The organism is Pseudarthrobacter sp. GQ63 (assembly GCF_059758765.1).
The window spans coordinates 108571-133100 of the sequence record NZ_JCAXEF010000009.1 but is presented as its reverse complement, the minus strand read 5'-3'; the positions used below and the strand labels follow the sequence as shown (position 1 = coordinate 133100).

General features: G+C 66.8%; 24 protein-coding genes. 3 read left to right on the top strand and 21 right to left on the bottom strand.

The annotated features are described in order from the left end of the window. Nucleotides 1–64 precede the first annotated feature (64 nt). Nucleotides 65–2122: an ATP-dependent DNA helicase gene (locus AC6CHP_RS15170; protein ID WP_188732076.1), complete on the bottom strand. Its 2058-nt coding sequence runs from the start codon at nucleotides 2120–2122 to the stop codon at nucleotides 65–67. Then, the gene (hflX, locus tag AC6CHP_RS15165; RefSeq protein ID WP_104189908.1) at nucleotides 2115–3698 is read right to left on the bottom strand and encodes a GTPase HflX; all 1584 of its coding nucleotides are present in this window, start codon (nucleotides 3696–3698) and stop codon (nucleotides 2115–2117) included. Before hflX ends, AC6CHP_RS15170 begins: the two co-directional genes overlap by 8 nt. 447 nt (nucleotides 3699–4145) lie before the next feature. Here hflX and AC6CHP_RS15160 point away from each other — a divergent pair, with 447 nt between their 5' ends. Next, nucleotides 4146–4769 (top strand): class I SAM-dependent methyltransferase, encoded by a 624-nt coding sequence (locus AC6CHP_RS15160; protein WP_188732079.1) that lies wholly within the window; start codon nucleotides 4146–4148, stop codon nucleotides 4767–4769. On the opposite strand, the gene dapF is transcribed toward AC6CHP_RS15160, so the two are convergent. The 6 genes from dapF to AC6CHP_RS15130 all read right to left on the bottom strand — a co-directional run bounded on the left by dapF (nucleotide 4741) and on the right by AC6CHP_RS15130 (nucleotide 10297). After that, on the bottom strand, nucleotides 4741–5685 hold the full coding sequence (gene dapF / locus AC6CHP_RS15155; RefSeq protein WP_498230746.1) for a diaminopimelate epimerase: 945 nt from the start codon (nucleotides 5683–5685) through the stop codon (nucleotides 4741–4743). The two genes, AC6CHP_RS15160 and dapF, sit on opposite strands and share 29 nt — an antisense overlap. A 32-nt stretch (nucleotides 5686–5717) precedes the next feature. Continuing rightward, nucleotides 5718–6617 carry a tRNA (adenosine(37)-N6)-dimethylallyltransferase MiaA gene (miaA, locus tag AC6CHP_RS15150; RefSeq protein ID WP_498230744.1) on the bottom strand — a complete coding sequence of 300 codons (900 nt, stop codon included), beginning with the start codon at nucleotides 6615–6617 and terminating at the stop codon, nucleotides 5718–5720. A gap of 3 nt (nucleotides 6618–6620) precedes the next feature. Continuing rightward, nucleotides 6621–8180 carry a tRNA (N6-isopentenyl adenosine(37)-C2)-methylthiotransferase MiaB gene (miaB, locus tag AC6CHP_RS15145; RefSeq protein WP_427115241.1) on the bottom strand — a complete coding sequence of 520 codons (1560 nt, stop codon included), beginning with the start codon at nucleotides 8178–8180 and terminating at the stop codon, nucleotides 6621–6623. Nucleotides 8181–8198: 18 nt separating this feature from the next. Next, complete coding sequence (locus tag AC6CHP_RS15140; RefSeq protein WP_377090188.1) at nucleotides 8199–8822, bottom strand: regulatory protein RecX; 624 nt, start codon at nucleotides 8820–8822, stop codon at nucleotides 8199–8201. 3 nt (nucleotides 8823–8825) lie between these two features. Then, nucleotides 8826–9881 (bottom strand): recombinase RecA, encoded by a 1056-nt coding sequence (recA, locus tag AC6CHP_RS15135; protein WP_066274884.1) that lies wholly within the window; start codon nucleotides 9879–9881, stop codon nucleotides 8826–8828. Between the two features lie 191 nt (nucleotides 9882–10072). Then, entirely contained in the window at nucleotides 10073–10297 is a 225-nt protein-coding gene (locus AC6CHP_RS15130) for a DUF3046 domain-containing protein (protein WP_066274882.1), read from the bottom strand. A gap of 41 nt (nucleotides 10298–10338) precedes the next feature. Here AC6CHP_RS15130 and AC6CHP_RS15125 point away from each other — a divergent pair, with 41 nt between their 5' ends. Next, the gene (locus tag AC6CHP_RS15125) at nucleotides 10339–10869 is read left to right on the top strand and encodes a MarR family winged helix-turn-helix transcriptional regulator (protein WP_427115242.1); all 531 of its coding nucleotides are present in this window, start codon (nucleotides 10339–10341) and stop codon (nucleotides 10867–10869) included. Between the two features lie 80 nt (nucleotides 10870–10949). Here AC6CHP_RS15125 and AC6CHP_RS15120 read toward each other — a convergent pair whose 3' ends face one another. From AC6CHP_RS15120 to AC6CHP_RS15090, 7 genes are all read right to left on the bottom strand, one after another. Further along, the gene (locus AC6CHP_RS15120) at nucleotides 10950–11402 is read right to left on the bottom strand and encodes a helix-turn-helix domain-containing protein (RefSeq protein WP_041652016.1); all 453 of its coding nucleotides are present in this window, start codon (nucleotides 11400–11402) and stop codon (nucleotides 10950–10952) included. 167 nt (nucleotides 11403–11569) lie between these two features. Continuing rightward, the gene (locus AC6CHP_RS15115) at nucleotides 11570–12049 is read right to left on the bottom strand and encodes a CinA family protein (RefSeq protein ID WP_377195518.1); all 480 of its coding nucleotides are present in this window, start codon (nucleotides 12047–12049) and stop codon (nucleotides 11570–11572) included. After that, on the bottom strand, nucleotides 12046–12690 hold the full coding sequence (gene pgsA / locus AC6CHP_RS15110; RefSeq protein ID WP_498230740.1) for a CDP-diacylglycerol--glycerol-3-phosphate 3-phosphatidyltransferase: 645 nt from the start codon (nucleotides 12688–12690) through the stop codon (nucleotides 12046–12048). The genes AC6CHP_RS15115 and pgsA overlap by 4 nt, the downstream gene beginning before the upstream one ends. Before the next feature lie 23 nt (nucleotides 12691–12713). Continuing rightward, nucleotides 12714–15620, bottom strand: coding sequence for an FtsK/SpoIIIE family DNA translocase (locus AC6CHP_RS15105; protein WP_498230738.1), 2907 nt, complete (start codon nucleotides 15618–15620; stop codon nucleotides 12714–12716). A 135-nt stretch (nucleotides 15621–15755) separates the two neighbouring features. Continuing rightward, on the bottom strand, nucleotides 15756–17447 hold the full coding sequence (locus AC6CHP_RS15100) for a ribonuclease J (protein ID WP_188732088.1): 1692 nt from the start codon (nucleotides 17445–17447) through the stop codon (nucleotides 15756–15758). 41 nt (nucleotides 17448–17488) lie between these two features. Then, nucleotides 17489–18397, bottom strand: coding sequence for a 4-hydroxy-tetrahydrodipicolinate synthase (gene dapA / locus AC6CHP_RS15095; RefSeq protein WP_188809375.1), 909 nt, complete (start codon nucleotides 18395–18397; stop codon nucleotides 17489–17491). Between the two features lie 214 nt (nucleotides 18398–18611). Further along, on the bottom strand, nucleotides 18612–18920 hold the full coding sequence (locus AC6CHP_RS15090) for a hypothetical protein (RefSeq protein ID WP_188732198.1): 309 nt from the start codon (nucleotides 18918–18920) through the stop codon (nucleotides 18612–18614). A gap of 149 nt (nucleotides 18921–19069) precedes the next feature. Between AC6CHP_RS15090 and AC6CHP_RS15085 the strand changes: the two genes are divergently transcribed. Continuing rightward, the gene (locus AC6CHP_RS15085) at nucleotides 19070–20305 is read left to right on the top strand and encodes a heparan-alpha-glucosaminide N-acetyltransferase domain-containing protein (protein ID WP_498230735.1); all 1236 of its coding nucleotides are present in this window, start codon (nucleotides 19070–19072) and stop codon (nucleotides 20303–20305) included. Between the two features lie 57 nt (nucleotides 20306–20362). On the opposite strand, the gene AC6CHP_RS15080 is transcribed toward AC6CHP_RS15085, so the two are convergent. The 6 genes from AC6CHP_RS15080 to AC6CHP_RS15055 form a co-directional block, all read right to left on the bottom strand. Then, nucleotides 20363–20842: a hypothetical protein gene (locus AC6CHP_RS15080; RefSeq protein ID WP_498230733.1), complete on the bottom strand. Its 480-nt coding sequence runs from the start codon at nucleotides 20840–20842 to the stop codon at nucleotides 20363–20365. Nucleotides 20843–20845: 3 nt separating this feature from the next. Continuing rightward, complete coding sequence (gene dapB / locus AC6CHP_RS15075; RefSeq protein WP_377195522.1) at nucleotides 20846–21616, bottom strand: 4-hydroxy-tetrahydrodipicolinate reductase; 771 nt, start codon at nucleotides 21614–21616, stop codon at nucleotides 20846–20848. 106 nt (nucleotides 21617–21722) lie between these two features. Continuing rightward, on the bottom strand, nucleotides 21723–22217 hold the full coding sequence (locus AC6CHP_RS15070; protein ID WP_188732093.1) for a molybdenum cofactor biosynthesis protein MoaE: 495 nt from the start codon (nucleotides 22215–22217) through the stop codon (nucleotides 21723–21725). Further along, the gene (locus AC6CHP_RS15065; protein ID WP_188732094.1) at nucleotides 22207–22737 is read right to left on the bottom strand and encodes a MogA/MoaB family molybdenum cofactor biosynthesis protein; all 531 of its coding nucleotides are present in this window, start codon (nucleotides 22735–22737) and stop codon (nucleotides 22207–22209) included. The genes AC6CHP_RS15070 and AC6CHP_RS15065 overlap by 11 nt, the downstream gene beginning before the upstream one ends. Then, entirely contained in the window at nucleotides 22734–23228 is a 495-nt protein-coding gene (gene moaC, locus AC6CHP_RS15060; RefSeq protein ID WP_104185186.1) for a cyclic pyranopterin monophosphate synthase MoaC, read from the bottom strand. Before moaC ends, AC6CHP_RS15065 begins: the two co-directional genes overlap by 4 nt. Next, on the bottom strand, nucleotides 23216–24511 hold the full coding sequence (locus AC6CHP_RS15055) for a molybdopterin molybdotransferase MoeA (RefSeq protein WP_188732095.1): 1296 nt from the start codon (nucleotides 24509–24511) through the stop codon (nucleotides 23216–23218). Before AC6CHP_RS15055 ends, moaC begins: the two co-directional genes overlap by 13 nt. Nucleotides 24512–24530 lie beyond the last annotated feature (19 nt).

Sequence of the window (24530 nt, the reverse complement as noted above, 5' to 3'; positions counted from 1 at the left end):
CCACCTTGGGCAGATCCGGCCGTGCCCAGGGCCGGCTTCGCGGAGCCCCAGCATGTCCAGGGCGTCAGGCGTTCTCCCCGGCCAGCCTCTCCAAGGCCGCGATTGCCGTCTTCCGGTCCGTTGTGGACCAGAACGGCGGCAGCGCTCCCCGAAGGAACCCGGCGTAGCGCTCGGTGGCCAGCCTGGAGTCCAGGACTGCCACTACTCCCTTGTCCCCGGTGGAGCGGATCAGCCGGCCTGCGCCCTGGGCGAGCCGGATGGCAGCATGGGTGGCCGACACCGACATGAAGCCGTTTCCGCCGGCCTGTGCCACGGCACGGGAGCGCGCCGTCATGAGCGGATCGTCCGGCCGCGGAAAGGGAATCCGGTCTATCACCACAAGCCGGCACGAACCGCCCGGAACATCCACGCCCTGCCACAGGGACATGGTTCCGAACAGGCAGGTGTCGGGCTCGTCGGCGAACTGCTTCACCAGTGCGGTCATGGTGGAGTCGCCCTGGCACAGGACCGTCATGTCCAGCTTTGGGCGCAGGGCCTCGGCGGCTTCCTCTGCGGCGCGCCGGGAAGAAAACAGGCACAGTGCGCCGCCGCCGGAAGCACGGATCAGGGCCTCGAGTTCGTCCAGCGCTTCAGGGGATGCGCCCCTGCCGGGCTTCGGCAGGTGCCCTGCCACATAGAGGATGCCTTGTTTGGGGTAGTCGAACGGCGAGCCCACGTCCACGCCCTTCCAGCGGGGAGCACCCTCACCCACGAGGCCCAGCCCGCCGGCGGCAGGTTCAAATGCTGAACCGATGGCCAGTGTGGCGGAGGTCAGCACAACGGTGTGTCCGGCGAACAGGCCTTCCCGCAGCCGCCCGGCCACGGAGAGGGGCGCAATATTGATCAACGCCGGCGCTGTGTCATCCGGCGGGGAGAATCCCTGCGCGGGATCAAAGGAGCTGGCGCGGGAAAACCACACTACTTCGCGGTTTTCCCGGGCAGCGAGGAGCCGTTCGCAAAGTTCCAGGATGAGCATCAGGCGGGACCGCGCAAGCTGCCGGCCGCCGTCGGGCGTTGCAGTGCTGTCCCCCTTCGAATCCGAGAGGGCGGCCCGGCAGGCGTCGCGCAACTGGTCCACGCAGTCCAGCTGTTCGTCATTCAGTCCGTTGGGCAGCAGCCCGTTCGGCACGCCGGCGAGGGCGAGCTCCAGGTTGGCGGCCGCGGCGTTGAGCGCGTCAACGGTGATGGCGGTGTGCTTGCGGGCGCCGGCGGCAGCGGCGTGCACCATGGCCACCGACAGCTGGCCGGACACCGCACCGGTAACCCTGTCCTGGAGTTCGTGCGCCTCGTCCACCACCACCACGTCATACTCGGGCAGGACCGCCAGCCCCTCAAAGGCGCTGACTGCAAGCATGGCGTGGTTCGTGACCACGACATCGGCCTCAGCAGCGTCCTGGCGGGCGAGTTCACTGAAGCACTCTGCTGCCATGGGGCACTTTTGGGCGCCCAGGCATTCCATGGACGTCACGGACACCTGGCGCCAGGCGCGGTCCGTGACGCCCGGCAGGAGCTCATCCCTGTCGCCCGTGGCGGTCTTCTCCGCCCACTCCCTCAGCCGCACCACTTCCTTGCCGAGCTGGGACGAGGGCCCGCCCACGGCTGCGGCAAAGTGCGGGACGCTGGTGTCCTCACCCAGGCTGAACAGCTGGCCTTCCGCCGGTTCCTCGCTCGGGAAGCCGCCTTCCAGCTTGTGCCGGCAGACGTAGTTGGACCGCCCCTTGACCAGGGCCACCTTGACGGGCCTGTCCAGGGCGGGAGTGATGGCCTTGAGCAGCCGGGGCAGGTCCCTGCCCACGATCTGCGTCTGGAGCGCAAGCGTGGCCGTGGAGACCAAGGCAGGCTTGTTGCTTTCCAGGGCGTGCGCGATGAGGGGTATCAGGTAGGCCAGCGACTTTCCGGTGCCCGTGCCTGCCTGGACCAGGAGGTGGTCCCCCGTTTCCAGGGCACGGGCCACCTGCCTGGCCATCTCATGCTGGCCGTCACGGCTTTGCCCGCCCATGCCGGCAACGGCCCGGTCGAGCAGTTCGATCACGAACTGCTCGCCGGCCGTCTCCGTGGCTTCCGTGGCCACGAGGTCAGTCATTGCTGACGAAGGGTTCCAGTTCGGCCGCAAAGCCTTCACGGACCATTACCACGGCCCGCGTGCCTTGCTCCACGTGGTCCACGCTGATGATCTCGGCGTCGGACTCGTGGAGTTTGCTGACCAGGTCTCCGCGGTCGTACGGGATGAGCAGCTCCAGCTTGACGCTTGGCCTGGGAATGGCGTCACTGATTGCCTTCAGCAGTTCCGCGATGCCCTGCCCCGTGCGGGCGGACACCACCACATGCCGCGGTTCGCGCTGCCGGAGCCGTTCCACCACAAAGGGATCAGCGGCGTCGGCTTTGTTGAGCACGATGATTTCGGGCACCTTGCGGGCATCCACCTCGCTGAAGACCTTCCGAACCGCAGCGATCTGGCCCTCAGGGTCCGGGTGCGAAACGTCCACCACGTGGAGGATCAGGTCGGCGTCGGCAACTTCCTCCAGCGTGGAGCGGAACGCCTCCACCAGCTGCGTCGGCAGGGAGCGGACGAAGCCCACAGTGTCCGCGAGCGTGTAGCCCAGCCCGTCCGCGGTTTCCGCCTTGCGGACAGTCGGGTCCAGGGTGGCGAACAGGGCGTTCTCCACCAGGACGCCGGCGTCGGTCAGGCGGTTGAGCAGCGAGGACTTGCCCGCGTTGGTGTACCCGGCGATCGCTACGGACGGCACGGAATTACGACGGCGGTTGGCCCGCTTGGTCTCGCGGGCCGGCTTCATCGCGGCGATCTCCCGCCGCAGCTTGGCCATGCGGGTGCGGATGCGACGGCGGTCCAGCTCGATCTTCGTTTCACCGGGACCGCGCGAACCCATGCCGGCCGCGGCGCCGCCCACCTGGCCGCCGGCCTGGCGGGACATCGACTCGCCCCAGCCACGGAGGCGCGGCAGGAGGTACTCAAGCTGCGCCAGCTCCACCTGGGCCTTGCCTTCGCGGCTCTTGGCATGCTGGGCGAAGATATCAAGGATCAGGGCTGTCCGGTCGATGACCTTGACCTTGACGATGTCCTCCAGGCCTCGGCGCTGGGAAGGTGCAAGCTCGGCATCCACCACCACGGTGTCCGCCCCGGTGGACATCACGATGTCCCGAAGCTCAAGCGCCTTGCCCGAGCCAAGGAATGTTCCGGGGTCCGGCTTGTCCCGGCGCTGGACCAGTCCGTCAAGGACCTCGGAGCCGGCTGTTTCCGCAAGGGCAGCGAGCTCCCGGAGCGAGTTCTCTGCGTCGGCCAGCGTGCCTTCGGACCAGAGCCCAGCCAGGACCACCCGTTCAAGGCGCAGCTGGCGGTACTCGACCTCGGTGACGTCTTCCAGTTCGGTGGACAGTCCTGCGGTACGGCGCAGGGCGCGCCGTTCCTCAAGGTCCTGCTGGTCGCCGTCGTACGTTGAATGTTCTTCGTCCAGGCGGGAAATTGCCTGGGCCTTGCCGAACACTGCCTTTCCGTCGCTGCCCTTCCCATCGCCGCTTTGCGTGCTGGGGTTCCTGGCAGGTACGTCCTTGGAGAGAATCCGGTCGATCACAGCCTGGATTTCCTCGGGACTCATGTCCTGGGCGGCTGGATCTGATCCGGTGTTGGGCTGGCTGGTCATGGTCTCCTTTGAAGATTCGGCAGTTCCAGAATAGTGCCGATTGCTGGTGGTGGGGGAAGTATTCGCGCTGGGCTGACGGCCTGCGGTCATCCAAGCCTCCTGGCTTGCTGGGCCGGCACCGGTGATGGCGGCGCCGGCAGACGTGCCACGTACACTTACGCGGCGAAAAAAGGCAGCCGGAGAACGGCGATAAGTTCAGCAGGAGGCTGACTTTCGAGTGTGGTCCGGCGACCGGAACAAAGGGATATCCGCTTGGCCCGGTGCACGCAGCGGAAGGGTCGGAGGACCTGCGTCGCTGGGTGGGACATGCTGCCGCTGGAGGGCAGGCTTCGGCACGGGCGTGGCCCGTGCCGGTTACTCGAAGATCAGGAACATGCCCTCCAGCGTAGCAGAGGGCCCTGCCTGCGGTTTCCCTTTACGCTGCAAGGGGAACTACTCTGGCCAGTTATGGAGTCCGCACATTATTTCAGCGCAACACCCGCCGGCCCTTTCACCCGCAAGCCCCTGACTGTTGAACTGGCGGGGCAAACGCGCAGGCTGCAGACTTCCTCCGGCATCTTCAGCCCTGACGGGATCGACAAAGGCACGGCCATCCTGCTCACCGAGGTGCCCGCGCCGGCGCCGCAGGGAAACCTTCTGGACATCGGCTGCGGCTGGGGTCCGATTGCCCTGACCATGGCCCTCAAGGCGCCGTCCGCCCGGGTCTACGCGGTGGACGTCAACGAGCGCTGCATCGCGCTGACAAACGAGAACGCCGCAGCATTGGGGCTGGCCAACGTTACGGCCAGCACCCCTGACGCAGTGGACCCCGACCTGCGCTTTGACACGATCTGGTCCAATCCGCCCATCCGGATCGGCAAGGACGAACTGCACTCCCTGCTGAAACTGTGGCTGCCCCGCCTGGCTCCGGGCGGGACGGCCTGGCTGGTGGTGCAGAAAAACCTGGGGGCGGACTCGCTTCAGCGGTGGCTCGCAGCTGAGCTGGACGAATCGTTCAGCGTCAGCCGGGAAGCGACGTCGAAGTCGTTCCGGATCCTCAAGGTCAGGAAAGCGTCCCGGTTGCCACAATAACTGCCGGACCGCTGAGCTCCACGTGTTCGTGGCCTGCGGGACCAGCGAAGAACTTCACTCCCACGACGCCTCCGGGGACGTGGACCCGCCAGGAGTCCGGGGCTTCCGCTCCTGCCCAGTGGCGGATGGCCACTGCGGCGGCGCAGGCACCTGTTCCGCAGGACTGGGTCTCCCCCACGCCGCGTTCATGCACCCGCATTGTCACCGAGCCGACGCCGTCATGCACCAGGGGCTCGGACGGCACGACGAATTCCACGTTGGTCCCGTTGGCAGGTACGGGGTCCACCACGGGCGGGGTGAACAGGCGGGTTCCGGCGAGTTCGGAAAGCTCGGCGAGGGCAACAACGGTGTGCGGGTTGCCCATGCTGACGGACAGGGCGGGGCGGGGAACCTCCAGGCCCTCGGCGGTCACCAGTGAATCCATGGCCTTTGCCGTAGCTTCCCCGGGGAAGATGAACTCCCACGGCCCCATGTCCACGGCATAGTCGTCGCCCGTGCGCACCACGGTCTTGACCCCGGCGCGGGTGCCGATGGCCAGGGCGCCGCCGTCGGGCAGTTCGATCAGGCCCTCGGTCCGGAGGAAATGGACGAACACGCGGACGCCGTTGCCGCACATTTCGGACAGCGAGCCATCGCCGTTGCGGTAGTCCATGAACCACTCGGCGTCAGGGGCGGCGGCCAGCAACTCGCGGCCCTCCGGAAGGAAGCGCGACGGGACCGCCCGGATGAGCCCGTCCCCGCCGATCCCCCGGTGCCGGTCGCACAGGGCGGCCACGGCTTCGGCAGTGATGGTGTGGACGCCCTCGGGATCAGCCACCAGGACGAAGTCATTGCCGGTGCCGTGCCCCTTGGAAAAGCGGAGCCCGCTCAGGGTGCGGAAGGCCGGCTCGGTGGTTTCTGCGAGGGTTGTGTCCATGGTTCCAAGGGTACCGGCCGGGCGGTGCAGCCCTAAAAACGGGACAGCCCCGCCGCTTTGGCCACCAGGGCCGGATCCTGCCAGTCCAGCCAGTGGATGCGCGGATCGGCGCGGAACCAGGTGAGCTGGCGCCGGGCGAATTGCCGGGTGGCCACGATGGTGGCCTCCGCGGCCTCGGGAACGGTCCATTCGCCGTCGATAACCCGCAGGAACTGTGAGTACCCCAGCGCGCGGGGGGCGGTCTTTCCCTGCCGCAGCCCGCAGGCGTCCAGCCGTTGGACCTCGGCGGGCAGGCCGGCGTCCACCATGCGGTGGACGCGTTGGGCGAGCCGGTCCCGAAGCGCCTCGCGGTCCACTGCCAGGCCGATCTGGACGGCAGGCTGGAAGTACTCGCGCTGCGGCATGAAGGAGCTGAACGGCCGTCCGGTGAGCTGGTGGACCTCCAGGGCCCGGATGATCCGCCGGTCATCCGAGAGCCTGCCGGCGGACACAGGGTCCACCTCCCGCAGCCGTTCCAGCAGCACCGCGGTCCCCTGCGCAGCGAGTTCGGCTTCCAGCCGTTCCCGCACCAGCGGATCAGTGCCCGGGAACTCAAGGACGTCCAGCGCGGCCCGCACGTAGAGGCCGGACCCGCCGGCCAGGATGGCCCGCTTGCCGCGGCCGTGGATGTCCGAGATGAGCTCCCGGGCCTGCTGCTGGAACTGCGACACGCTGGCCTCCTGGGTTACCTCCAGGATGTCCAGCAGGTGGTGGGGAACTCCCCTGCGTTCAGCGTCCGTGATTTTTGCCGTGCCGATGTCCATGCCGCGGTAGAACTGCATGGCGTCGGCGTTAATGACTTCCCCGCCGAGTTCAAGGGCAAGGCTGACGGCGAGGTCTGACTTGCCGGACCCTGTGGGGCCAACGACGGCGATGACAGGCGGTGCGCCCACCGGTCAGCGCGTGCGGACGGGCAAGGAGGGCATGCCCAGCGAAACGCCCTTGCCGCCGGCCCCGGCCCCGGGTGCGGGTGCTCCGCAGGAGTCCGCCTGCGACCTGTCCCAGGCGTCGCCGGCCCGGGAACGCCGGAGGCTGTAATCCTCCGGGGTGGGATCGGCGACGAGGTGGAAAGCGGCGGCCTCGGTGATGGTCACCGTGACCAGGTCTCCCGGCCGCGGAGCGGGCGCACCCTCAGGGACCGAGAAGTGCACCAGCCGCTGGTCCTGCGAACGGCCGGACAGCCTGTGCGTCTCCCCTGCCTTCCGTCCGGACTGCGCCGTGACCATGACCTCAACGCGGCGGCCGAGCTGGCGCCGGTTCTCCTCTGCCGCTATCCGGTCCTGAAGGGCGGTCAGGCGTTCGAACCGTTCCTGGACCACTGCCTTGGGCAGCTGATCCGGCAGGTCAGCGGCAGGGGTTCCTGGGCGCTTGGAGTACTGGAACGTGAAGGCGGTGGCAAAGCGTGACTTCTCCACGACATCCAATGTTGCCTGGAAGTCCTCCTCGGTTTCGCCGGGGAACCCCACAATGATGTCGGTAGAGATTGCCGCGTGCGGGATCTTTTCGCGCACTTTGTCCAGGATCCCCAGGAACTTGCTGGACCGGTAGGAACGCCGCATGTCCCGAAGCACCTTGTCCGACCCCGACTGCAGCGGCATGTGCAGCTGCGGCATCACGTTGGGGGTCTCGGCCATGGCGTCAATGACGTCGTCGGTGAAGGCGGCTGGGTGCGGGCTCGTAAAGCGGACACGCTCGAGGCCTTCGATGTCCCCGCAGGCCCGGAGGAGCTTGGAGAATGCCTGCCGGTCGCCGAACTCCACACCATAGGAGTTGACGTTCTGGCCCAGGAGCGTGACCTCGATGGCGCCGTCGTCCACCAAAGCCTGGATCTCCGCCAGGATGTCTCCCGGCCGGCGGTCTTTCTCTTTTCCGCGGAGGGCGGGCACGATGCAGAAAGTGCAGGTGTTGTTGCAGCCGACGGAGATGGATACCCAGCCTGAGTAGACGGAGTCCCTCTTGGTGGGAAGCGTGGACGGGAAGACATCCAGCGACTCGAGGATTTCCAGCTGCGCCTCGTTGTTGTGCCGGGCACGGTCCAGCAGGGCAGGCAGGGCGCCAACGTTATGGGTGCCGAAAACGGCGTCCACCCACGGTGCCTTCTTAAGGATGGTTTCCCTGTCCTTCTGGGCGAGGCAGCCGCCCACAGCAATCTGCATGCCGGGGTTTGCTGCCTTCACCGGAGCCAGGATGCCAAGGTTGCCGTAGAGCTTGTTGTCAGCGTTTTCCCGGACCGCGCAGGTGTTGAACACCACGACGTCGGCCTGCTCACCGTTTGCCGGCACGTACCCTGCGTCCTCCAGCATCCCGGCCATCCGCTCCGAGTCGTGGACGTTCATCTGGCAGCCAAACGTCCGCACCTGGTAGGTGCGGGGCTTGGGGGCACCGGATTGCGGAGCACCTCCAGCTTCTGCAGAGGGGGCCGTACCGGAAAAAGGGGAAGGGATGGTCAAACTCACCTGTTAAGGGTAACGGTTTTACGGGTTGGCGCCGTCGGCTCCAGCCGAGGAGTCCAGGACCTCGTTGACAATCCGGAACGCCTGCGAGGGCTGATACCCCTTGCGCGCCAGCATGGAGGCCAACCGCCGGGTTGCCTTGTCCCTTGCGGCCCGGTCCTGCAGATCCGTTCCCGGGCGGAGCTTCCGCTCCACGAGCTGCCGGGCGGCGGCTTCCTCATCCGCGTCTGTCAGCTGGTCCAATGCTGCGGCGGCGGTTTCCTGGTCGATGCCCTTCTCCGCGAGTTCGCGGCGGAGCGCGCCTTTTGCCAGTTTGCGCGACTGGGAGCGGCTCCTCACCCACATGTCCGCGAATTCGGCGTCGTTGATCAGGCGTGCTTCCTGGAACCGGTCCAGGACTGCCTCAGCGACGTCCTCCGGGATGTTCCGTTCGGCGAGTTTCCGGGCGAGCTGCAGCCTGCTTTTGGCCGACGCGGTCAATTGCCGGTACACGATATTCTGCGCAACGGACACCGGATCCGGCTCTGCGTCCCCGGCAACGGAAGAGCCGGGATCCGGGCCGTCCTGGAATGCGCCGTCATGTGAAGCTCCGCGCCGCCCGCCGGCTTTCGTCCGGCGGGGACGCGGATTGTCAAAACCGGTCAACGGCTAGAACCCGTCAACGGCCTTCAGCTTTGGGGAGTCTTTGGACTCCGGCTCGGCAGGCTTGACGCCGACGCCGAGCTTTTCCTTGATCAGGCGCTCGAGTTCGGCAGCAAGCTCAGGGTTGTCACGGAGGAACCTGCGGGAGTTCTCCATGCCCTGGCCGAGCTGGTCGCCGTCGTAGGTGAACCAGGAGCCGGACTTCTTGATGATGCCATGTTCGACACCCATGTCGATGATGCCGCCCTCACGGGAAATGCCCTGGCCGTAGATGATGTCGAATTCGGCCACCTTGAAGGGCGGGGCCATCTTGTTCTTCACGATCTTCGCCTTGGTCCGGTTGCCAACGGAATCGGCACCTTCCTTCAGGGTCTGGATGCGCCGGACGTCGATACGGATGGAGGCGTAGAACTTCAGGGCCTTACCGCCGGTGGTAGTTTCCGGGGAGCCGAAGAAGACGCCGATCTTCTCGCGAAGCTGGTTGATGAAGATCGCCGTGGTCTTGGTCTGGCTCAGCCGGCCGGTGATCTTACGCAGGGCCTGGCTCATGAGGCGGGCCTGGAGGCCAACGTGGCTGTCACCCATGTCGCCCTCGATTTCGGCGCGCGGCACCAGCGCTGCGACGGAGTCGATCACGATGACGTCCAGGGAGCCGGAGCCCACCAGCATGTCCATGATTTCCAGGGCCTGCTCGCCGGTGTCCGGCTGGGAGACGAGGAGCGCGTCCGTGTCCACACCGAGCTTTGCGGCGTACTCGGGGTCAAGGGCGTGCTCGGCGTCGATGAACGCGGCGATGCCGCCGAGGCGCTGGGCGTTGGCCACGGCGTGGAGCGCCACGGTGGTCTTACCGGACGATTCCGGCCCATAGATTTCAACAACGCGGCCACGGGGAAGGCCGCCAATTCCCAAAGCAACATCCAGGGCAATGGATCCGGTGGGGATGACCTCGATCGGGGCCCGGACTTCATCGCCGAGCCGCATGACCGAGCCTTTACCGAACTGCTTGTCGATCTGGGCCAGCGCTGCTTCGAGCGCTTTTGCACGATCCGGGGCTGCCGCCATGGTTCACACCTCTAATGCTTTCTCGCTTTGGAGTGGCCTCAGCGGCCGTTTATTGGTCATCTCTGACGCTACTGGGACCCACTGACATTCCGGCCGGGTGAGGGCGGCTATGTGGATAACCCGCTATGAAAAGCATAGCTTTACCCGAACAGGTATTCGAACAATCGCACGGCGTGTCAGGAGAAACCGGGCTAGTCCGTGCGGGGCTTGATGTCCCGGCCCAGACGGCGCTCGGCGGGAACATCCTGCACGTCGCAGACGGCCAGCCACACCCTGCGGGGCTCTATGCCGGCGGCAAGCGCCTGGTCCGCGGTGCGCCCGCCCACCCCTGCCAGGACAAGGCTGCTGCTGAGGACCCGCGAGTACCCGGCGCCGAATTCGTCGTCCATGAGTCGCCAATAGTCGCTGATTCGCACCAGAAAAGTCTCTCACGATCCCGCGCACTAGAATTGTTGCCATGAGCAACTCCCCTGACGTCCCCTCCCCGCAGGGCCGCCACGACGAGGCGACCGTGGACGCCGCGGTGCAGAACGTGGAACACCAGATCAGTCTCTTCTGGCGGCGCGCACGGTCGATCTCCAACCAGCTTTCCCGCGAGGTCCATCCGGACATGGAACCGGCGGCGTACGGCCTCCTGACGGTGATCCGCAGGGAGGGGCCGATCCGCCTGACCGACCTGGCGATGAACATCGGCGTGGGCAAGCCGTCCGTCAGCCGGCAAATCGCTTTCCTGGAGAGCCTGGGGCTTGTGTCCAAGGAGGCTGACCCCCTGGACGGACGGGCGCAGGCGATCCGGCTGACACCCAAGGGCGAGGAAAAGATGCACCAGGTCCAGGACGCCCGGCGGCAGGTGTTCCGGGAACGCCTCGGCGAATGGCCGGTTGAGGAACTGGAGGAACTGGCCCGCTGCATGGCCAAGCTGAACTCCACCTACGAACGTGACGGCTTCCCGAAGGATGGCCCGGCGACCGCCGTGGAAAACCAGTAGCCGAAACGCACAGAAGCCCCCGGCCGCGGCCGGGGGCTTCTGTGCTTGTTACATTCCGGGAGCCGCCTTCCGGCGGGACCCTACCGGGCGCCTGAAAGAAGGCCCGTGGAAAGTTCGTCGTTAAGTTCAGTGTTGAGGTCGCGCTCAAGGTCGCGGCCATAACGCTGGGAGAATTCCTGGGGAACGGTGTCCGGAACGGCAACGCCTTCTGCAACCGCCACCCTGTCGCTCACCTCGCGAAGCATGCTGGACAAAGGAACGTCCAAGGCCGAGCAGATCGAGGACAGAAGCTCGGATGATGCTTCCTTCTGGCCGCGCTCCACTTCACTGAGGTAACCCAGGGAGACACGGGCGCTGTGCGAAACTTCACGGAGCGTACGCCCCTGACGCTGGCGGACATCGCGCAGGACATCACCAATTTCGTGACGAAGTACAACCATCTTGCGCTCCTTCTGTTCGCTCTTGCCCTGATCGGCGAGGCCCACATCCTTCCAGCGGACAACGCCGTTTACGGATACGGGCTGCTTTACCATCTGTATCGCCTTGCTCCCTCATTGGTCAGGTCCGCCCTAAGGCGAACCGTCGTGGTCATTTCATCCTAGGCGCCTCCGCTCTCCGGAAGCGACACAATGTAATAACTAATCGGTACCGGCTTTTGTTCCCGGCAACTTTACGCCCAGTAACTTCGGGGGCACGGACCCTACGCGGACAGGGCTTCGAGGAGCCTCTCGAGGGCCGCCCCGCACGCCTGTCCGCGGATCTCTGCACGGCTTCCCGAAAACGCGTATTCGAACGCCGCCGTTCCGTCTGCGGTGGCTACGCCGACGTAAACGGTGCCCACGGGCTTTCCGTCGTGCGCCTCCGGCCCGGCAACGCCTGTGGTGGAGATGCCGATGTCAGCGCTGAGGACGGTCCGGGCTCCTGCCGCCATGGCCGCGGCAACGTCCGGGTCCACGGATCCGACGCGCGCCAGGAGTACGGACGGGACATCCAGGACCTTTTCCTTAACAGAGTTCTGGTAAGCAACCACCCCGCCCTGCAGGATGCCGGAGGCGCCGGGAGTGTCCGCGAGGACTGCGGACACCATGCCGGCGGTCAGCGATTCGGCGGTGGCCACCGTCCGCCCTGCGTCGAGTGCTTTGCGGACCGCTTCAGCGGACAAATGGTGGAGATTGGTCATGCCGGCTCCTGGCCTTTATCGTTGCGTGCCTGCAGCTTTCCCTTGGCCCGGATTCGCAGGGCTTCCACCACGTACTCCACGCCGGTCCACACCGTGATCACCATAGCGGCCATCATCACCGCGAACGCCACCCACACTAGCCACGGGGCAAACGAGCCCAGCGGCAGGAGGTACAGGAAGATCGCCGCGGTCTGGACAACGGTCTTGAGCTTGCCGCCGCGGGAGGCCGGGATAACGCCGTAGCGGATCACAAAGAAGCGCAGGGCCGTGACGCCCCATTCACGGACCAGGATCAGCACGGTAACCCACCATGGCAGTTCGCTGAGCACCGAGAGCATCACCAGCGCCGAACCGATGAGGAGCTTGTCCGCAATGGGATCGGCGATCTTGCCGAAGTCAGTGACGAGGTTCCGGCTCCTGGCGATATCGCCGTCGAGCTTGTCCGTGTAGATGGCGACGGCGAACACAAGGACCGCCGCCCAGCGCCACACGCCTGCCTCACTGCGCAGCCCGGGGGCGTCCGCGATGAGGAACCAGACAAAAAACGGCACCAGTGCGATGCGGATCATGGTCAGGATGTTGGGAAGGTTCCAGACCCCGGCACGGCCTGGGCCGGCGGCGGTTGCATCGGTGCTAGTCACGTTTCTAGGCTACAGTCCCCGGGCTAACGCCCGGTCAGGGACCAGGCGTCTTCGGAGCCGTCCTCGTCGTCATAGCCGCCAGGCGGGGAATCCGAGCCGTCGTAATATTCGACGTTCTGCTTCCGCTGGTCCAGGTCTGCCGCCACCAGGTCTTCGGCGTAGCCGCCCTGGGCGATGTTGGCGTTGGCGTTCTCGCTCAGCGCGGCGGTCTGCGAATCGGGTGCTGCCGGGGCTTCCTGGCCCTTCATGGCGGCAAGGACGGGTGCGAGGTCGTCCGGTTTCACCAGGACGTCCCTGGCCTTGGAGCCTTCCGAGGGTCCCACGACTCCGCGTGATTCGAGCAGGTCCATCAGCCGTCCGGCCTTGGCAAAGCCGACACGCAGCTTGCGCTGCAGCATCGACGTGGAGCCGAACTGCGTGGTGACCACAAGCTCAGTTGCCTGCAGCAGGACTTCGAGGTCGTCCCCGATGTCGTCGTCGATCTGCTTCTTGGGCGCTTCGGCGGCGACGTCGTCGCGGTAGGTGGCCTGGAGCTGTCCCTTGACGTGCTCAACCACCTTGTGGATTTCCGATTCGGTGACCCATGCGCCCTGGACGCGCATGGCCTTGGAGGCACCCATGGGCAGGAACAGGGCGTCACCCTGGCCGATAAGCTTTTCGGCCCCCGGCTGGTCCAGGACCACGCGCGAGTCGGTCACCGAGGAGGTCGCGAACGCCATGCGTGAGGGCACGTTGGCCTTGATGAGGCCGGTCACCACGTCCACGGACGGCCGCTGCGTGGCCAGGACCAGGTGGATGCCGGCGGCGCGGGCGAGCTGGGTGATGCGGACAATCGAGTCTTCAACATCGCGGGGAGCCACCATCATCAGGTCGGCGAGCTCGTCCACGATCACCAGCAGGTACGGGTAGGGCCGGATGACGCGCTTGGAGTCCACCGGCGGCTGCACCTTGCCGGCGCGGACAGCCTTGTTGAAGTCGTCGATGTGCTTGAAGCCGTAGTTGGCGAGGTCGTCATACCGGGCGTCCATCTCGCGGACCACCCACTGGAGCGCCTCGGCTGCCTTCTTCGGGTTGGTGATGATGGGCGTGATGAGGTGTGGGACGCCCTCGTAGGCGGTGAGCTCCACGCGCTTGGGGTCGACCATGACCATGCGCACCTCGTCGGGGGTGGCGCGCATCAGGATGGAGGTGATCATCGAGTTCACGAAGGAGGATTTACCGGCACCGGTGGCACCGGCCACCAGCAGGTGGGGCATCTTGGCGAGGTTGGCCACCACATAGCCGCCCTCCACGTCCTTGCCAACGCCCATCACCATCGGGTGGTCCGTGCGGCGGGCGTTCTGGCTGCGGAGGACGTCGCCCAGGGAGACGGTTTCGCGGTCAGTGTTGGGGATCTCGATGCCGATGGCGGACTTGCCCGGGATGGGGCTGAGGATGCGCACGTCGCTGGATGCCACGGCGTAGGAGATGTTCTTGGACAGTGCGGTGACGCGTTCCACCTTGGTGCCCGGGGCCAGCTCGATCTCGTACCGGGTCACGGTGGGGCCGCGGCTGAAGCCGGTGACCGTGGCATCGACGTTGAACTGCTGGAGGGTGTCGGTCAGGGCAGCGACGACGGCGTCGTTCGCTTCCGTGCGCTCCTTCGGGATGGAACCGGGGGTCAGGTAGTCCGAGGCCGGGAGCGTGTAGGTGACGTCGCCGGCGAGGGACAGCTGCTCGGTGCGCTGCGGGATGGGAACCGGCGGCGGCGCGGGTGCCACCGGGTTGGAGGGCACGGTGGGCGCGGCAGTTGGCTTTGCGGCGGGCGGGGCCATGCCGGGGGTGATCATAGGGATGGCTTCGGTGGCGTTCTCCCCGGGGGAAGAGGGGGCGCCTGCCCCGAGTCCCTGGGCTGCCTTGATCTTTTCGACGGCGATCTCCGCCTGGGTGGGGCGGCGGACACCGGGGGCCGGGCGCGGCGGCTTCGGGTCGTCGTCGTCGATCACGGCGTGCTCGAACGCTTCGTCGCCCACGTAGCCTTCCAGGCCGGCGTCGCCGTCCTCCTCATCCTTGCCGAAGAAGCGGCGCTTCTTCTTCCTGGCATTCTTGGGGGGTGCGGCGGCGGGGGTGCGTTCCAGGTAGCTGCGGTCGTGCTTGTCCCGGTCCTGTTCATCCAGCAGGTCGATGCCCATGAGGTGCTCGTAGGCGGCGTGCAGCCTGCGCGGGATTGCAGTGAACGGCGTGGCGGTGATGATCAGCAGTGAGACGAACGCCAGCAGGGAGTAGAGCACCAACGGAACAGCGGAATGGATGGCGGCCAGGGGCGACGCTGCAAGGAACCCCAGCATGCCGCCGGCCTGGCGGAGGCCGTCAAAGCCCTGGGCAACGGTGGGCTGCCCGCCCAGGATGTGTGCAAGCCCGCAGCCGGCAAAGGTCATGATCAGGAAGCCGATGCCCACCCTGTTGTTGCCCCGGCCGTCGGACGGCTGGCGGAAGAGCCGGAACGCGCAGACAAACAGCATGAGCGGAAGCAGGAGTGATATCCAGCCGAAGGTCCCGTTGACCACGGCATACACGGCGTCCGGGAACCAGCCGGTGAGGCCCCACCAGGCGAAGGTGGCGATGAAGATCCCGAGGGCCAGGTTGAACAGGGCCGCGCCGTCCCGGCGGTCCTCTGCCGGCAGGTCGCTGACGTCATGGCCGATGCGCCGCACCCCTCCGCCCACCAGGTGGCCAAGGCCCAGCCAGGCCCCGCCCACCACGCGCAGCAGCCACGGCTGGTGGTGCTCGACGGCGGGAAGCTGGCGGGTGCGTGCGGTGCTCGTGGAGCCACCGGCACGTCCGGTTTTGGCGGCCGTGGAGCCAGCGCCGCGGCCGGAGGAGCTGCCGGTTTTGCTGCCGGCGCGGCCCCTGCTGGATCCATTGGGCGCGGAAGTAGTACGAGTGGCCATACTAGCCACGGTACCCGAGTTGGGCCGGATTTCCGGGGATTTGGGTGCCGCCGGTCCCCGGTTCGCGGCCCTTAAAGGCCTCCGGCCCGCGGTCCCGTTGGACACGGGAACGCGGGCCGGTAGCGGCGGCCGGTGTTAGGCCTCGAGCACCACCGGAATGATCATGGGCTTGCGGCGCAGCTTGCGGTTTACCCACGTGCCCACCACCCGGCGGACTACCTGCTGGAGCTGGTGGCTGGTGTGGTCCGCGTGGTTGAGGACGGCTTCCTCCAGCGCAGCGTTGATCTTGGGGATGATCTCGTCAAACACGGAATCATCTTCTGCCACGCCGCGGGCGTGGATCTCCGGGCCGGACACAACCTTGCCGGTAGCGCGGTGGATGACCGTGATGATGGAGATGAAGCCTTCATCGCCCAGGGTCTGGCGGTCCTTCAGGTCGGCCTCGGTGACCTCGCCAACGCTGGATCCATCCACGTAGACAAAGCCGACTTCAACCTGGCCCACCACGTCTGCCCGATGGTCCTTAAGGTCGATTACGGTGCCGTTGTCGGCGAGGATGACGCTCGCTTCCGGGACGCCGGATTCGATGGCGATCTTGCCGTTGGCGATCAGGTGGCGGGTTTCACCGTGCACCGGCATGGCGTTCAGCGGCTCAAGGATGTTGTAGCAGTACAGGAGCTCGCCGGCCGCGGCGTGGCCCGAGACGTGCACTTTGGCGTTGCCCTTGTGGATCACGTCGGCACCCAGCTTGAGCAATCCGTTGATGATCCGGAAGACAGCGTTCTCGTTGCCGGGGATAAGGCTGGAGGCCAGGATGACGGTGTCGCCGTCGCCCACCACCACGCGGTGGTCTCCGTTGGCCATGCGGGACAGGGCTGCCATGGGCTCGCCCTGGGACCCGGTGGACATCAGCACCACGCGGTTGTCCGGCAGGTTGTCGATGTTCTTGATGTCGACGATGAGGCCCGGCGGGACGTCCAGGTAGCCGAGTTTTTCGGCAATCGCCATGTTGCGGACCATGGAGCGGCCAACAAAGGCCACTTTGCGGTTGTGCTTGGCGGCGGCGTCCAGGACCTGCTGGACCCGGTGGACGTGGGACGAGAAGGAAGCGACAATGATCCGCTTTGTAGCTTGGCCGAAGAGGCGCTCCAGCGTGGGGCCGATTTCCTTTTCCGCGGTGGTGAAGCCCGGGACATCAGCGTTGGTGGAGTCCGACATAAAGAGGTCCACGCCCTCTTCGCCGAGCTTGGCGAAGTGCCGGAGGTCCGTGATGCGTCCGTCCAGCGGCAGCTGGTCCATCTTGAAGTCGCCGGTATGCAGCACAGTGCCGCCGGCGGTCCGGATGAACACCGCCAGGGCGTCAGGGATGGAGTGGTTGACCGCCACGAACTCACATTCGAAGGGGCCGAACTTCTCCACCTGCCCTTCCTCAACAGTGAGCGTGTAAGGCCGGATGCGGTGCTCCTGCAGTTTCGCCTCAATCAGGGCGAGGGTGAGCTGCGAACCCACCAGCGGGATGTCGTTCCGGAGCCGCAGCAGGTACGGAACAGCACCGATGTGGTCCTCGTGCCCGTGGGTCAGGACCACGGCCACGATGTCATCCATGCGATTCTCGATGTACGAGAAATCGGGCAGGATCAGGTCAACGCCGGGCTGGGTTTCCTCGGGGAAGAGGACGCCGCAGTCCACGATCAGCAGCTTGCCGTCGATCTCGAACACGGCCATGTTCCGGCCGATTTCCCCCAGTCCGCCCAGCGGAACAATCCGGAGCGTTCCCTGCGGCAGGCGGGGAGGGGTGACAAGGCCGGTAAGGGCAGTTTGGGTCATATTGCACTACTTTCCAGGCGGAAGGGTGCTGGTCTTACTCCTCAGGAAAAGACCAGCCCCGCTTCCGCCAAATCCCCGCGGATGGTTTCGATCTCGGCTTCGTCCGGCTCCACGAGGGGCAAACGGACAATCGAGTTGGGCAGGACTCCCTGCCATTTAAGAATCTGCTTGGCCGCAACGGCACCCTGGACCCGCGTCATGGTGGCACGCACCACGGGCAGGAGTTCAAAGTTGATCTTCCGGGCGGTGCTGAGGTCGTTCGCGTTGACGGCGTCGATGAGCTCACGGAAGCGGCGCGTGGCCACGTGCGTCGTAACGCCGACAAGGCCGACGGCGCCCAGGGCCATCCACGGAAGGGTCAGGCCGTCGTCGCCTGAATAGAACAGGAGATCCGTCTCGGCCATGACGCGGGTGGCAGCGACGAAGTCGGCCTTGGCATCCTTGACCGCCACGATGTTCGGGTGCTGTGCCAGCCGGATCATGGTGTCGGGCTCGATGGGGATGGAGGAGCGTCCGGGAATGTCGTACAGCATGACGGGAACATCCACGGCGTTGGCAACGGTCTCGAAGTGCGCGCGGACACCGGCCTGGCTGGGCTTGTTGTAGTACGGCGTCACCAGGAGGAGGCCGTCGACGCCGAGGGCTGCTGCCTGCCGGGACAGGTGGACTGAGTGGGCGGTGTCGTTGGTGCCTGTGCCGGCGATGATGGCGGCCCGGCCGCCCACCGCGTCTTTGACGGCGCGGAACATGCCGAGGTTTTCCTCGTCGGTGAGGGTGGAGGTTTCGCCAGTGGTTCCAGTGACTACCAGCCCGTCGCAGCCATCGTCCACCAGTTTGCTGGCCAGTGCTGCAGCCTGCTCATAATCCACTGCGCCGTCCTTGGTGAACGGTGTGACCATGGCGGTCAGGAGAGTACCAAGGGCAGGGAGATGCGCGGATGTGTCAGCCATGGAAAAAACGTTACCCTGTCCGCGGCTGGTTAGGACAATGCCGGGGGCGTGATGCACGTCAAATAACAGACTGGCCCAACCACCGTAACGTCCGCCGCGCCCTCTTCCGCCACCCATCTTCCGGGCACCGGCCCGGCACCTACCCAGCAGCCGGAGCTGCTGCCGGTCATGAGGTGGGGTGCCCTGCCAGCCAGGAGGTGCGGTGCACCGCCGGTCAGGAGGCGGGATGCCGGGGGCGGGATGGCTCCGCCGGCGGGTGGTAGGCCGGCGGGTGGCAATACCGTCCGACGGCGGCCTGGCGGAGGTCCTCGGCCCAGGACGACAGCCGCTGGGCGGCCCTGACGTAGTGGAAGAGCTCAACAGGGGTCAGGGCATCGATGTCCGTCTCGGCGAGGCGCCGGGCCAGTTCCGCCCCCTCGGGCTGGGCGGCGAGGCTGATGCCCTCCTGCTCCCACTGGACATCCTCGGCCGGCCGGCCGGCCACCAGTTGGCGGAACAGGTAGTCGACAACCCCCGGGCTCATGGCCTTGGCGAGCCCGTCACCGCCGGGCTGATCGGCCGGGCTTCCGGATGATGGAGTGTACATGGCGGCAATCCTATTCGAACATATATTCGAATACAAGGAGGTTGGGCCAGCCACTCCGGCGCAGGGAGGTGTGAGACGATCTGGTCATGACGTCCCGTAATACGGCCAGAACGTCCCGGAAATCCGGCGGGCAGCCCGCCACGGGGCGCCTCCACGGCATCGACGCGGCCCGTGGCCTCGCGCTGCTGGGGATGATGGCCACCCATTTGCTTCCCACCTTCGAATCCAACGCCGACCTCACCCCCACGTGGATCGGTCTCACGTTTTCGGGCAGGGCGGCGGCGCTGTTCGCCGTACTGGCCGGGGTGGGCCTGGCGTTGTCCACGGGAAAGCACAAGCCGGTGCAGGGCCCGGAGCTCTCCGCCGCCCGCCGCGGCATCGCGCTCCGCGCCCTGGTGATTGCCGCCGTCGGACTTACCCTGGGCGGGCTGGAAGTCAACCTTGCCATCATCCTGGTCCATTACGCGGTGCTGTTCCTGTGCGTCCTGCCCTTCCTCGGGATGGGCCTGAAGCGGCTCTGCGCCTGGGCCGGCGGCTGGATCCTGGGCTCCCCCGTCCTGGCGTATCTCCTGCGCCCGTGGCTCCTGGCGGCCGAGCCTCCACTCAAACTGGGTCACAACCCGTCCTGGGAGGACCTCGCCACCCCGTCACGGCTACTGGCTGACCTGTTCTTCACCGGCTATTACCCCGTGTTCCAGTGGCTCTCGTACCTGCTGGTGGGGCTCATCGTGGGCCGGCTGGTGCTGGGCAGGGCGATGGTTCCGGTAGTCCTGCTGGTGGCCGGTTCGGTGGTTGCCGTCCTGGCCAAGACCCTGGGGGTCACCGCCATGGAAAGCTGGGGCGGCCGCGCTGCCCTGGAGGATGTGCTGAATTCCCCCGGGTATCCGCTGGACAGCGTGCTGCAGGTGAACCTGACGGGTATTCCACAGGAGGGTTCCTGGTGGTGGCTGGCGTCTGCCGCGCCGCACTCGGCAACCACCCTGGACCTGCTGCACACATCGGCCGTGGCCGTGGCCGTGATCGGGGCCTGCCTCCTGCTGGGCCGGCTGGCCGAGTGGGTGGACCTGGACCTGCTGCTGCCGCTGCGCGGCGCGGGTGCGATGACCCTGAGCCTTTACACCGTCCACGTTTGGGTGGTTTCCGGGTTCTACCTCCAGCCCCTGCCCGCCGGCTGGACCGAGGACGGGATGTACTTTGCCCAGGCCGCCACGGCCGTCATTGTGGGCATGGTGTTCGTGCTGCTCAAGTGGCGCGGCCCCCTCGAATGGCTGGGGCACGCGGCAAACCAGGTGGGCCGGGGCCAGGTCAGGGCTGTCCGGTAGTTGCTGTCCGGTGAGTAGCAGGGCAGAGCCGCGGCTCCTGGCTAAAGTGCTGCCCTCCTAGGCAGGGGCGTTGCCCTGGAAAAGCCTGATGGCGTCGCGCATGGAGGCCCGGGCACGCTTGCGGTCCCCCGCGGCGTCATAGGCACAGCTCAGCCGGAACCAGGAACGCCAGTCGTCCGGAGCGGCCTCGGCCTCGGCCTTGTACTTCTCGAATTCCGCATCCGCTGCCGAGCGGACGATCCGTCCCGCGGGAGTGCGGGGCAGCTCGTCGACCGGAAGACCGCCCTCGGCCTCCAGGACCTTTGCCATCTGCTCGGTCCGGGCCCCGAACATCAGTTCCCGGATCAGGGCCCATGCACCAATGACCGGCAGGACCAGGTACGCAGCCCCGATTGCCTGGGCCGCCAGGTTGCTGTCCGTCAGGAGCAGGATGGAACGCTGGAAGGACACCACCAGATAGAAGACCAGCAGCAGCGTTACCGCCCCCACCCAGATCTTGGTGCGGTTCTTCCGGAACCCTGCCAGCAGTCCGCCCATGGCCTAGAAACCCAGGTCCAGGTAGCCGTCCAGGCCCACCGTCAGCCCGGGGTGGGCAGCCACGTTGCGCACGCCAAGAAGCACGCCCGGCATGAAGGATGCACGGTCAAAGGAGTCGTGGCGCAGTGTCAGCTGCTCGCCCGAACCGCCCAGCAGGACTTCCTGGTGTGCCACCAGTCCGCGGAGGCGGACACTGTGGACCCGGATGCCGTCAACCTCGCAGCCACGCGCTCCTGCCAGCTCACTGGTGGTGGCGTCCGGGCTCGGCGGCACCCCTGCGGCCTTGCGTTCGGCCGCGATCAGCTGCGCGGTGCGGACTGCCGTGCCGGAGGGGGCATCCACCTTGTCCGGGTGGTGGAGCTCGATGATCTCCACGGATTCAAAATACTTGGATGCCTTGGCGGCAAAGGCCGAGGCGAGCACCGAACCAAGCGCAAAGTTCGGGGCGATCAGGACGCCAGTATCCAGGTGGCCTGCCAGCAGGCTTTCCAGCCCGGCCAGGCGGTCGGCATCCCAGCCGGTAGTGCCCACCACGGCGTGGATGCCATGCTCGACGGCGAAGCGGACGTTCGCTTCGGTGCTTTCGGGAACTGTCAGGTCCACGACGTACTGGGCGCCGGCAGCGGTGATCTGGTCCAGCGAATCACCCCGACCCAGGGCCGCAACAAGTTTCATGTCGGGCGCGGCTTCAACGGCTTTTACGGCTTCGGCGCCCATGCGGCCATTGGCGCCAAGGACGGCCACCAGCTTGGGATCGGAGAGTTGTTGGGTCATGCCGTTAACCCTACCGGCGGGGCCGGGAGGCAGGGGAACCGTGGACTGTGCGTTACCTCGCAGGAGCAGGCCTGGCTGTGGCTGGCAGTGGAACCGGAGCGCAGCGTCAGCTGCCCGCACCCACCCATTCCACGGTGCCGTCAGCGAAGAACTGTTCCTTCCAGATGGGCACCTGCTCCTTGATCCTGTCCACCAGCTCCGAACACACGGCAAAGGCCTGCCCGCGGTGAGCCGCGGACACGGCGCACACCAGAGCGGGATCACCGATGTCCAGCATGCCGATCCGGTGCGCTGCCCAGATCCGCACGGGCTGCGGGGACGGGCCAGAGGCGGCGCCGTCGCCATCGCCGCTGCCGCGGGCTGCCTGCTGTTCGGACGCCAGGCGGGCCACGACGTCGGCCATCACCTGGTGGGCGGTAGGATGCGCACTGTAGCTGAGCCGCTCAACTGCCTTGCCGCCGTCGTGATTGCGCACCACGCCGCTGAAGCTGACCACCGCACCGGCGGTGTCACTTTCCACCGCGGCGATGGCCTGGTCAACGGAGATGGGTTCCGCGCTCAGCACGGCGTTGACTACCTCGAATGCTGCCTCAGTGCCCATGTCCGCCTTCCAGCTGGTCGCAAAGGTGCCCGATGACCGGGTCAAGGACGGTCAGTCCGTCCATGACCCCCTTGGGTGATCCGGGCAGGTTGATGATGAACGTGGTCCCGGCCGCACCGGCATAACCGCGGCTGAGCGCCGCAAGCGGGGTTTTCGCGGCTCCGGCACGGCGGACCGCTTCCATGATGCCGGGAATTTCGCGGTCCAGCAGCGGGCGGGTGACGTCGGGGGTCCGGTCGTCCGGGCTGAGGCCCGTGCCGCCGCTGGTGATGACGACGGCGGTGTGCTGGGTCAGGAGCGCACGGATGGCTGCGCCTACCGGCTCGCCGTCGGGAACTACCATAACGGGAAACACGTCAAAGCCGTGTTCGGTGAGCCAGTCGGTGATGACGGGACCGGTTTCGTCGTCGTAGATCCCGGCCGCGGCACGGGTGGAGGCAATGACGACGCCCGCCTTCCTGCCCTGCACGTCGCCGTGGCGGTGCGGTTCGGGGGCGTTCAGGGTGCCGGGGCTGCTCACAGTGTCCAGTCCCCGCTCTTGCCACCGCTTTTGGCCAGCACCTTGATGTCGGTGAGGACGGCGTGCTTGTCCACTGCCTTGACCATGTCGTAAACGCTGAGCGCCGCCACGGAGGCAGCCGTGAGTGCTTCCATCTCCACGCCGGTAACGCCGCGCGTCTTCACGGTGGCGAGGATGGAGACGGAGTCCGGTGCCAGTTCGAAGTCCACGGTGACCTTGGACAGGGGAAGCGGATGGCACAGCGGAATCAGTTCGGGGGTCTTTTTGGCGGCCATGATCCCGGCCACCCGTGCCACGGCCAGGGCGTCCCCCTTGGGCAGGCCGCCCGAGCCGAGCAGGCCCATGACCTCTGCGGTGGTGCGGACTGTAGCGGTGGCGGTGGCCTCACGGGTGGTTTCGGCTTTGGCGGAGACGTCCACCATCTGGGCGCTGCCGTCCTGGCGCAGGTGCGTCAGCGCGGCCGGGGTCTGTTCTGCATTCACAGCGTCCATACTTCCACCTCCGCCCCTGCCGCGAGCGCGGCCACTCCTTCCGGAACATGGACCAGCACGTTGGAGCCGGCGAGCGCGTGCATCAGGTGTGAGCTTTCGCCGCCCTGAAGTTCCACGGTTCCGTCCGACTTGAGGGTGCCGCGGCGTACCTGGTGCTTGTGCCCGGGTGAGGTGAGCGGCTGGCTGAGCCTGGCACGGACCGGCAGGCGGGGCGCCGGGGCGCCCTGCAGGCGGGCAAGGACGGGGCGGAGGAACATTTCAAATGAGACGAGGCAGCTGACCGGGTTGCCGGGGAACCCGAGGAAGGGCCGGCCTTCGAAGGTGCCGATCCCCTGCGGCCCGCCCGGCTGCATGGCTACATGCAGGAACTCGACCGGCTGGTCCGCCATGGCCTGCCGGACCACTTCGTACGCGCCCTGGCTGACCCCGCCGGTGGTCACGATCAGGTCCACTCCTGCCCCCTCTTCCCGCAGCAGCGCCCTGAGCCCGTCCGGGTTGTCGGTGGCGATGCCTGCACGGCGGACGTGCAGTCCCGCCTGTTTCATGGCGGCTTCCAGGAGGGTCCCGTTGGAGTCGAAGATCTTGCCGGGCGGGAGCTCACGGCCGGGCTCCACCACTTCGTCGCCGGTGGTGACCAGCAGGACCGTCACGGCCTGGTACACGGTCACGTCCGGGATGCCCAGCGCGGCCAGGAGTCCCAGCTGGGCCGGGCCAAGGAAGGTGCCCGCCGCCAGGGCCGCCCCGCCGGCCTGCACATCGCTGCCTGCAGCGCGGACAAACGTGCCTGCTGCCGCCGGAGGCAGCCACACGGTGGCGTGTTCCTTTGCCTGGGCGGCGGCCGGCAGGAAGCGGTCCGGGACGGCCCGCTCGATGGGGACGACGGCGTCCGCCCCCGCGGGGAGCATGGCTCCGGTCATGATCGGGGCAGCCATGCCGGGTTGGAGTGGTGCAGGACGTGCGCCCGCTGGGACGGGAGGCATGATGCCCAGCTCTGCACCGCCGTCGGGCACGTCCACGGAACGGATGGCATACCCGTCCATTTGGGAGTTGGCGAAGGGCGGCAGGCTGATGGGGGCACGCACGTCCGCTACCAGGCCGCGGCCAAGGGCATCCGCCAGGGGCAGCGTTTCCGTCCTGTGCACCGAGTGCAATGGCTCCAGCAACGCAGTGACGGCTGCTGCATGGTCTGCCACGGACCTCGCCTGGTGCTTCGCGTGATGCCGCTGGTGCTCCGTCCGGTGCTCCGCCTCTGCAGGCGTTCCATGCGGTTGCGGGCTGGCCATGGTTCCGCCTTCAGGTCGA

Bases quoted from the DNA above. Each gene is read 5' to 3' on its own strand.
- AC6CHP_RS15170 (WP_188732076.1), bottom strand. From the start codon at position 2,122: ATGACTGACCTCGTGGCCACGGAAGCCACGGAGACGGCCGGCGAGCAG.
- hflX (WP_104189908.1), bottom strand. From the start codon at position 3,698: ATGACCAGCCAGCCCAACACCGGATCAGATCCAGCCGCCCAGGACATG.
- AC6CHP_RS15160 (WP_188732079.1), top strand. From the start codon at position 4,146: ATGGAGTCCGCACATTATTTCAGCGCAACACCCGCCGGCCCTTTCACC.
- dapF (WP_498230746.1), bottom strand. From the start codon at position 5,685: ATGGACACAACCCTCGCAGAAACCACCGAGCCGGCCTTCCGCACCCTG.
- recA (WP_066274884.1), bottom strand. From the start codon at position 9,881: ATGGCGGCAGCCCCGGATCGTGCAAAAGCGCTCGAAGCAGCGCTGGCC.
- AC6CHP_RS15125 (WP_427115242.1), top strand. From the start codon at position 10,339: ATGAGCAACTCCCCTGACGTCCCCTCCCCGCAGGGCCGCCACGACGAG.
- AC6CHP_RS15120 (WP_041652016.1), bottom strand. From the start codon at position 11,402: ATGGTAAAGCAGCCCGTATCCGTAAACGGCGTTGTCCGCTGGAAGGAT.
- AC6CHP_RS15115 (WP_377195518.1), bottom strand. From the start codon at position 12,049: ATGACCAATCTCCACCATTTGTCCGCTGAAGCGGTCCGCAAAGCACTC.
- AC6CHP_RS15105 (WP_498230738.1), bottom strand. From the start codon at position 15,620: ATGGCCACTCGTACTACTTCCGCGCCCAATGGATCCAGCAGGGGCCGC.
- AC6CHP_RS15100 (WP_188732088.1), bottom strand. From the start codon at position 17,447: ATGACCCAAACTGCCCTTACCGGCCTTGTCACCCCTCCCCGCCTGCCG.
- dapA (WP_188809375.1), bottom strand. From the start codon at position 18,397: ATGGCTGACACATCCGCGCATCTCCCTGCCCTTGGTACTCTCCTGACC.
- AC6CHP_RS15090 (WP_188732198.1), bottom strand. From the start codon at position 18,920: ATGAGCCCGGGGGTTGTCGACTACCTGTTCCGCCAACTGGTGGCCGGC.
- AC6CHP_RS15085 (WP_498230735.1), top strand. From the start codon at position 19,070: ATGACGTCCCGTAATACGGCCAGAACGTCCCGGAAATCCGGCGGGCAG.
- AC6CHP_RS15080 (WP_498230733.1), bottom strand. From the start codon at position 20,842: ATGGGCGGACTGCTGGCAGGGTTCCGGAAGAACCGCACCAAGATCTGG.
- dapB (WP_377195522.1), bottom strand. From the start codon at position 21,616: ATGACCCAACAACTCTCCGATCCCAAGCTGGTGGCCGTCCTTGGCGCC.
- AC6CHP_RS15070 (WP_188732093.1), bottom strand. From the start codon at position 22,217: ATGGGCACTGAGGCAGCATTCGAGGTAGTCAACGCCGTGCTGAGCGCG.
- moaC (WP_104185186.1), bottom strand. From the start codon at position 23,228: ATGGACGCTGTGAATGCAGAACAGACCCCGGCCGCGCTGACGCACCTG.
- AC6CHP_RS15055 (WP_188732095.1), bottom strand. From the start codon at position 24,511: ATGGCCAGCCCGCAACCGCATGGAACGCCTGCAGAGGCGGAGCACCGG.